The following is an 8250-nucleotide window of genomic DNA, read 5'->3' as shown; positions in this document are numbered from 1 at the left end:
AGCCTGACGCTGGAGGATATGGACGCGATGGCGGGCCGGATTCCGGTTCTGGCCAACTTGTTCCCCTCCGGCACCTACCTGATGGAGGATTTCTACTTCGCGGGCGGGCTCTCGGCGCTCTTGGCGAAAGTCGCCGATCATCTCGATTTGTCGGCGCGCACCGTCACCGGCGGCAGTTTGGGCGATAGTCTCAAAGACGCGCCGTGCTGGAATGATGATGTCATTCGCGGGTTCGATAACCCCGTCGTCTCCCTTGAAAAAGGCCGCACTCTGGCGCTCTTAAAAGGCAATCTGGCTCCGAATGGCGCGGTAATGAAATCCTCTGCCGCGAACCCGAAATTCTTGCAGCATACCGGCCCCGCCCTGGTATTCGACGATCCTGGCGAGATGAACCGGGTGTTGGACGATCCCGATTTGGACGTGACCGAAAATCACATTCTGGTCTTGCGCAACGCCGGGCCCGTGGGCGCGCCGGGCATGCCGGAATGGGGCAATCTGCCGATCCCGAAAAAGCTGCTGAAGCTCGGCGTGCGCGATATGGTGCGCCTGTGCGATGGGCGCATGAGCGGCACCCATTACGGCACCTGCATTCTGCATATCTCGCCGGAAGCCGCCGTGGGCGGGCCGCTGGCTTTGCTGCAAACGGGCGATCTGGTGAAGCTGGATGTGCTTGCCGGCACGCTCGATATGCTGGTCGATGCGGCTGAAATCGCCCGGCGCAAAGCCGCCTGGCTGCCGAAAGCCTATCAATATGAGCGCTCGTTTGCTGCGCTTTATCAGCGTCATGTGTCTCAGGCCCATGAGGGCTGCGATTTCGATTTCCTCTCGGGGACGGCCAAAGTGCCCGACCCGGTGATTTTCTAGGGATAGGCCGATGCCCGCGCTTCAGAATCGCTTCAAATCCTGGCTGCAAACGCCGCCCCAATCCGCGCCGCTTGGCACGTGGCTGATGACGGCAGCGCCTTCGACCGCCGAGGCGATGGGCCATGTCGGCTTCAATTTTCTTGTTGTTGATATGGAACATGTGCCGATTGAGGTCAGCGATATGGCGCATATTCTGCGCGCCGTCGGCTGTACGCCCGCCGAGCCCGTCATTCGCCTTCCCTGGAATGATATGGTGCTGGTCAAGCGGGTGATGGATGCGGGCGGGCGGACCTTGATGTTCCCCTTCATCCAAACCGCCGAAGAAGCGCGCGCCGCCGTTTCCTACACGCGCTACCCACCCGAGGGCGTGCGCGGGGTCGCCGCCGTGCATCGCGGCTCCGCCTACGGGCAAATCCCGAACTATCTGAAAACCGCCAATGAGGCGGCCTGCGTGATCGTGCAGTTGGAAACCCCGGAGGCCATCCTGCGCTTGCCGGAAATTGCGGCAGTGCCGGGGGTCGATGCCCTCTTCGTCGGCCCTGGCGATTTATCGGCGGCGATGGGGTTTATCGGCAACATCGGCCATGACGATGTTCAAGCGCTGATTGCGTCGGCGGCGCGGGCGTCGAAGGTAGCCGGAAAACCCATCGGCATTGTCGGCCCCACCCCCGAAATGGTTCAGCGTTTTCTCGGGTACGGCTATAATTACGCGGCCATCGCCTCAGACCTCGGCATGATGACCGGGCGCGCGGTGGAATGGCTCGGCGGCCTGCGCGGCGCGGCCCCTGCCCCCGCCGGCCCTATCGCATCGGTCTATTAGGAGCGGATGATGACCTACGGTTCGGTTTCCTACCGGTCGCTGCAAAACCGCCGCGTGCTGATTACCGGCGGCGCATCGGGCATTGGCGAAGAAATGGTGCGGGCGTTCGTCTCCCAGGGTGCGACGGTGGCGTTTCTCGATATTAACGCGACCGCAGGCGAAGCACTCGCCGCCGAAACCGGCGCGCGCTTCGTGGCTTGCGACCTCACCGATATTGCCGCGCTACGCGCCGCAGTGGCTCAGGTCGAAACCCTGTTGGGCGGGATTGACGTGCTCATCAACAACGCCGGGAAGGACGACCGGCAGGTGATGGCCGAGGTCGAGCCCGAGGCGTGGCGGCGCATGCTGTCCTTCAACCTCGACCACCAGTTTTTCGCGACCCAAGCCGCCACGCCCGGTATGAAAGCGCGCGGCAGCGGCGTGGTGATCCTGCTCGGTTCGATCTCCTGGATGCGCGGCATGCCGGGGATGGTCGCCTATACCACCAGCAAAGCCGCGATCAACGGGCTCAACCGCACGCTGGCGCGGGAATTGGGGCCGGACGGAATTCGCGTCAACTGCATCGTGCCAGGCGCAATTCTCACCGAACGGCAAAAGGCCCTGTGGCTGACGCCCGAGTCGAACCAACGCTTCATCGATCAGCAGGCGTTGAAATTCCGGCTCGATGCCACGCATATCGCCCGCATGGCGCTGTTTTTGGCCTCGGACGAAAGCGGCGGCTGTACGGGCGCGAATTTTATTGTCGATGCGGGCCTCACTCAGAATTAGAGAGACTTTTCCATGCGTATCCTCGTAACGCCGACCGGGTTCGATCTGAGCTTCGGCGGCAGGCCCCTTCTGCGGCACAGCAGCGCCACCCCCTGCCTTTTCGTCGGGCGGGGCGACGCGCGGATGGACATGTATCGGGGCAATTTCGAGATCGAAGATACGCTCAGCGCCCGCCTGCCGCTTGCGCACGCGACGGTGGCCGAAGAGGGCATAGGCTGGCGGATTACCTTTGCTGTTGCCGAAGGCGTTCCCCCGGTTGCAACGCTGACGATCATCGGCAATCAGATTGTGCCGACGATCAACGATCCCAGCCTCAACCGCTTTTGGCTGCGCATCCTCGCCGAGCCGGGCGAGCATGTGTGGGGCGGCGGCGAGCAAATGTCGTATTTCGACCTCAAGGGCCGCCACTTTCCGCTCTGGACCTCGGAGCCTGGCGTTGGGCGCGACAAAAGCAGCGAAATCACCTTTAAGGCCGATGCAATGGGCAAGGCGGGCGGGGATTATTGGAATACCAACTACCCGCAGCCAACCTATGTTTCCTCGCGCAAATACGCGCTGCATTTGGAAACCACAGCCTATTCCGCCTTCGATTTCCGCCATCCCGACTACCACGAGCTTGAAGCCTGGGCCGTGCCCGCGCGCATCGAGCTTTTCGCGGCGGATCGCTTCACCGGAATCGTCACCCAGCTTTCCGACCGCTTCGGACGGCAGCCGCCCCTGCCGGAATGGGTCTATAGCGGTGCCATCATCGGCCTCAAGGATGGCGACAATTCCTTTGCCCGGCTGGAGAACATCCGCGCGGCGGGAGTGCCGGTTTCGGCGCTTTGGTGCGAGGATTGGGTGGGGTTGCGCGAAACCTCCTTCGGCAAACGCCTGTTTTGGGATTGGCGGGCGAACGAGCAGCATTACCCCAACCTCAAAGCGAAAATCGCGGCGCTGAAGGCCGAGGGCATCCGCTTTATGGGCTATGTGAACCCCTACCTGTGCAACGACGGCATTCTGTTCGAAGAGGCCGAGGCGCAGGGCTATTTCGCTAAAGACGCCAGCGGTAAAACCGCCCTCGTCGATTTCGGCGAGTTCGACTGCGGCGTTGTCGATTTCACCAATCCCGCCGCCTGTGCGTGGTTCGAAGAAAAGGTGATCGGGCAAAATATGCTCGATTTTGGCCTATCGGGCTGGATGGCCGATTTTGGCGAATATCTGCCCATCGACGTGCATCTCGCCAATGCCGTTCCCGCGACACTGATGCATAACGCTTGGCCCACCCTCTGGGCACAAGTGAACGCCCGCGCCGTCGCCAAACGCGGCCAGACCGGCGAGGCTTTGTTCTTCATGCGCGCCGGGTTTACGGGGGTGCAGGCGCACTGCCCGCTGCTGTGGGCGGGGGATCAGTCGGTCGATTTCTCCCGCCACGATGGGCTTGTGACGGTGATGAGCGGTGCGCTCTCCTCTGGCCTCCTAGGCAATGCCTATCACCATAGCGACATCGGCGGTTATACGAGCCTATTCGGCAATGTCCGCACGGCGGAATTGCTGATGCGTTGGGCGGAAATGGCGGCCTTCACTCCGGTCATGCGCACCCATGAAGGGAACCGTCCGCGCGAAAACCTACAACTGGACGAAGACCCGCAGGTGCTCGCCCATTTCGCCCGTATGGTGAAACTGTGGGTGCATCTGGTGCCCTATTTGAAAAGTTTGGTCGCCGAAGCGGTTGCAACCGGCCTGCCGGTGCAGCGCCCGCTGTTTTTGCATTTCGAGGACGATGCGGCGTGCTACAGCATTCAGGATTGTTACCTCTACGGCCCCGATTTGCTCGTCGCACCGGTCTGGCAAGCGGGCGAGGAAAGCCGGACCGTTCATTTGCCTAAAGGGGCCGACTGGGTGCATGTCTGGAGCGGCGCGACCTATACCGGCGCGACCGAGATCACCGTTCCCGCCCCCTTGGGCGAGCCCGCGATTTTCTATCGCCGCGATAGTGCCCATGCGGCCCTGTTCCGGGGGCTAACGGCGCTGGTATGAGCGGGTTAGAACTTGCCGCTTTTCTGCTGATAACCGCCGCCGCCGCCTATTTGCAAACCGTTACCGGCTTTGCCTTCGGTCTCGTGACGATGGCGGGCGTCGCTTTGATTGGCGTATTGCCTTTACCGGAAGCGGCGGTTTTTGTTGGCCTGCTGACGTTCACCAACGCCAGCCAAATGCTCACCACCGGCGGCTGGAAGCATGTGGCAAAACGGCCTTGGATTATCGTCGTCCTCAGCTCGCTCCCCGCCTTGGCGATTGGTTATCTGCTGCTAGAATGGCTGGCCGATACCCGCGTTCAGGCGCTGAAACTGCTACTCGGTGGCGTGACGATTCTCTCCAGCATTCAACTGGCCTTGCCGCCGAAAGGACCGCAAGCCCTGGCCGGGCCGCTCAAGACGGTTCTGGTCGGTGCCCTTTCGGGGCTGATGGGCGGGATGTTTTCCACCGCAGGCCCGCCGCTGGTCTATCACTTCTACCGCCAGCCGCTGCCGATCCCGGTTATTCGGGAAACTTTGGTCGCGGTCTTCGGGCTCAACGCGATGCTGCGCCTGGGTTTGGTCGTGGTCACGGGGAATATCCCCAGTGCCGCCTATTGGCCGTGCCTGCTGGCGATTCCCGTCGTCATTGCATCGACGGCCCTGGCGCGCCGCTTCCCGCCGCCGGTCTCGCCGCAAGTGTTTCGGCGCGGCGTGTTCGGCCTGCTGTTTCTCTCCGGCGCGTCGCTCGCGCTGCCCGCGCTGAGCCATTTGCTGCGGGGTTAGAGCTGCGTGCGTTAAATCGGACGCAGCTCTAAAAGCCGCCATTGCGGCGGCGGCCAAGGGCGCAGATGCGCCCGCCCGGCGAGGGCCAAAAATTTACATAGAGCATCGTGCGTCTAGTTTAACGCACGATGCTCTAGAAATTCCGCTGGCCTTACAGGCTTTTAGCGATAAATTCTCTCCCCGCGACACTCGAAACCGGGGCGCGGGTTCTGGGAGGACATCATGGGGGCAGGCGTGCAAACCTATATTCTGGCAATCGATCAAGGCACCACGTCCAGCCGGGCGATTCTGTTTGATGCCCAGGGGCGCAGCGTCGCGTCCGCCCAACAAGAGTTCCCCCAGATTTTCCCGGCCTCCGGTTGGGTGGAGCATGACCCCGAAGCGATTTGGCAAAGCGTGGTCGCCACCTGCAAAGCCTGCTTAGCGAAAGCGGGCGTCGAGGCCGCCCAGGTCGCTGGGATCGGCATTACCAATCAGCGCGAAACCACCGTGGTTTGGGATCGGGCGAGCGGCAAAGCCACCTATAACGCGATTGTTTGGCAGGATCGCCGCACTGCCGATCTCTGCGCCCAGCTCACGCGCGACGGGCATACGGTGGAAGTGCAGGCGCGCACAGGCCTGCGCATCGATTCCTATTTTTCCGCGACCAAAATCGCCTGGATTCTCGATCATGTTCCCGGCGCGCGCGCCGATGCTGAGGCCGGAAAACTGGCCTTCGGCACGGTCGATTCATTCCTCCTCTGGCGGCTCACCGGCGGGCGCGTCCATGCGACCGACGCGACCAACGCCTCGCGCACCAATCTGCTGAATATCCATACCGGCGACTGGTCCGAGGAGCTTTTGAAACTCTTCCAGGTGCCGCGCAGCGGCTTACCCGAGGTGAAGGATTCCGCCGCCCCCTTCGGCATGACCGACCCCAGCCTGTTCGGGGTAGCCATTCCCGTGCTGGGCATCGCGGGCGACCAGCAGGCGGCGCTGGTCGGGCAAGCCTGCTTCAAGCCCGGCATGCTGAAATCTACCTATGGCACCGGCTGCTTTGCCCTGCTGAATACCGGCGACCAGGGCGTAATCTCGCGCAATCGGCTGCTGACGACGATTGCCTATCAGTTGGGCGGCAAACGCACCTACGCGCTGGAAGGCTCGATCTTCATCGCAGGCGCCGCCGTGCAATGGCTGCGCGACGGGTTGCAGATCATCGCCTCGGCGTCTGAAACCGGCGCGCTTGCCGCCACCGCGTCCGACGAGGAAGACGTGTATCTGGTCCCTGCTTTCGTTGGGCTCGGCGCGCCCTATTGGGATAGCAATGCACGCGGCGCGATCTATGGTCTCACGCGCGGCACCGGGCGGGCGGAACTGGCGCGGGCGGCGCTGGAAGCCGTCGCCTATCAAACCCGCGATCTTCTCGAAGCCATGCGCGGCGATTGGGCCGATGCGCAGGGGGGGGAGACGGTGCTGCGCGTCGATGGCGGTATGGTGGCGAGCGATTGGACCTTGCAATTCCTCGCCGATCTGTTGGCCGCCCCGGTCGACCGGCCCGTTATTCTGGAAACCACCGCCCTCGGCGCGGCCTATCTCGCTGGGCGGCAAGCGGGCCTTTACCCCGATCTCGACGGGTTTGCCGCCGAATGGGCGCTCGACCGCCGCTTTACCCCGCAAATGCCGGAGGAGACGCGCGCCCATAAATATGCGGGCTGGAAAGACTGCGTGCGGCGGACGCTCTCGAGTTGAAAAGATGTAAAAGCACCGCCTGCGTGCCCTCGCCGACTACCGTTTTGTCGCCGAACCGGAATTCGTCGTCGTAAGCTTAATCACGGCTTCGGCGATGTAGAGATCCTGGAGGGATATTCCCGAACTATCGAAGACCGTGATCTCATCGGCCCTCCTGCGGCCCGCAGCCCGGCCCGCCAGCACGTCACCGATGGCAGTAATCGGCATATCGGCGGGGGCATGCTGGAACTCGCCAATCCGCCGCGACTGGTCCGGCAGGTCGCAGAAGAGCCGAGCCACCCGCAGCAGATCCGGCGGCACCTCCTGCTTTCCCGTCGCATCCGAACCCATTGTCGAAACATGTGTGCCTGGAAGAACCCAGTTGGCCTGGAAGAGCGGGACTCTCGCCGTGGTTGCGGTGACGATAATGTCTGCTGAGCGACAGGCGGCCTCGGCCTCCGCACGCTCGGCGGGAAGGCCTTGGGCACGCAGATAGGCGACAAAGGCCTCGGCCTTTTCCGCACTGCGCCCGACGACCAAGATCCGGCTGAGCGGTCGGATGCGCGCAAGGGCTTGCGCCTCGTATCCGGCCTGATGCCCCGTGCCAAACAGGGCAAGGACCCCTGCCTCGGGCCGGGCCAATACATCCGTCGCCACAGCGTCCGCTGCTGCTGTGCGGTAAGCGTTCAACCGCCCGCCCTCGACGATGGCCCCGATCCGCCCTTTGGTGTGATCGAAGAGCAGGATGATCGAACTATGCCGAGGTAGGCCCGCCGCGTCATTGGTTGGGAAATACGACCCGACCTTGACGCCGGTCAACGAGGCATCACTCGCCGATTTGATTGTGAAGCGGTTTTGCTTGTCGCCCGCATGTCCCAGGACTACAGGGAAGCTGGTGGCATCCGAAACCGTTGCCGCGATCAGCGCCGTCCTCACGGCCTCAAAGGCCAATTCGTGAGAGGCAAGGGCCGATGATTGTTCTTCGGTGATATGGATCATGTCTCTCTCTCCTTACCAACCGCGAAAGCGCGGCCATTCGGCGATGGGCGCGTCCGAGACCGATGGGATAAGATGATAGGCGGCATGCTGCGCTCCGGTCGCACAGGCATGGTTCGGCAGGATGCGCAGCCGCGTACCGATGGGCAGATCGGGCAAAGCAAGGTTCGATCCGGAGCGGCGGGAGATGACGCCATGCTCCTGATTCACCGACGTCACGATCAGATCGGGCAGGATTTTTCCCGCCTCGTCACAGACGATGCCATAGCCTTGGTCTACCGCCTGCGAAGCTGTGCCCCGGTCGCGCGACAT

The 8250-nt window shown here is 62.6% G+C and carries 8 protein-coding genes; 6 read left to right on the top strand and 2 right to left on the bottom strand.

The features are described from left to right. The 6 genes from ACIQ36_RS15985 to glpK all read left to right on the top strand — a co-directional run. Positions 1-864: dihydroxy-acid dehydratase (locus ACIQ36_RS15985; protein WP_395831111.1), on the top strand; the 864-nt coding region annotated here is incomplete at its 5' end. Positions 865-874: 10 nt separating this feature from the next. After that, entirely contained in the window at positions 875-1684 is an 810-nt protein-coding gene (locus ACIQ36_RS15980; protein WP_395831109.1) for an HpcH/HpaI aldolase/citrate lyase family protein, read from the top strand. Between the two features lie 6 nt (positions 1685-1690). After that, positions 1691-2452, top strand: coding sequence for an SDR family NAD(P)-dependent oxidoreductase (locus ACIQ36_RS15975; RefSeq protein ID WP_395831107.1), 762 nt, complete (start codon positions 1691-1693; stop codon positions 2450-2452). A gap of 12 nt (positions 2453-2464) precedes the next feature. Next, the gene (locus ACIQ36_RS15970) at positions 2465-4471 is read left to right on the top strand and encodes an alpha-glucosidase (protein ID WP_395831105.1); all 2007 of its coding nucleotides are present in this window, start codon (positions 2465-2467) and stop codon (positions 4469-4471) included. After that, positions 4468-5235, top strand: a complete 768-nt coding sequence (locus ACIQ36_RS15965) for a TSUP family transporter (RefSeq protein ID WP_395831103.1) — start codon at positions 4468-4470, stop codon at positions 5233-5235. Before ACIQ36_RS15970 ends, ACIQ36_RS15965 begins: the two co-directional genes overlap by 4 nt. A gap of 222 nt (positions 5236-5457) precedes the next feature. Next, positions 5458-6963 (top strand): glycerol kinase GlpK, encoded by a 1506-nt coding sequence (gene glpK / locus ACIQ36_RS15960; RefSeq protein ID WP_395831101.1) that lies wholly within the window; start codon positions 5458-5460, stop codon positions 6961-6963. 36 nt (positions 6964-6999) lie between these two features. On the opposite strand, the gene ACIQ36_RS15955 is transcribed toward glpK, so the two are convergent. After that, complete coding sequence (locus tag ACIQ36_RS15955) at positions 7000-7941, bottom strand: ornithine cyclodeaminase family protein (RefSeq protein ID WP_395831099.1); 942 nt, start codon at positions 7939-7941, stop codon at positions 7000-7002. Between the two features lie 12 nt (positions 7942-7953). Then, on the bottom strand, positions 7954-8250 hold a 297-nt coding region (locus ACIQ36_RS15950), incomplete at its 5' end, for an alanine racemase domain-containing protein (protein ID WP_395831097.1).

This window comes from Elstera sp., from assembly GCF_044372965.1.
Taxonomy (GTDB): domain Bacteria; phylum Pseudomonadota; class Alphaproteobacteria; order Elsterales; family Elsteraceae; genus Elstera.
This window is presented reverse-complemented; position numbering and strand designations above follow the sequence as displayed.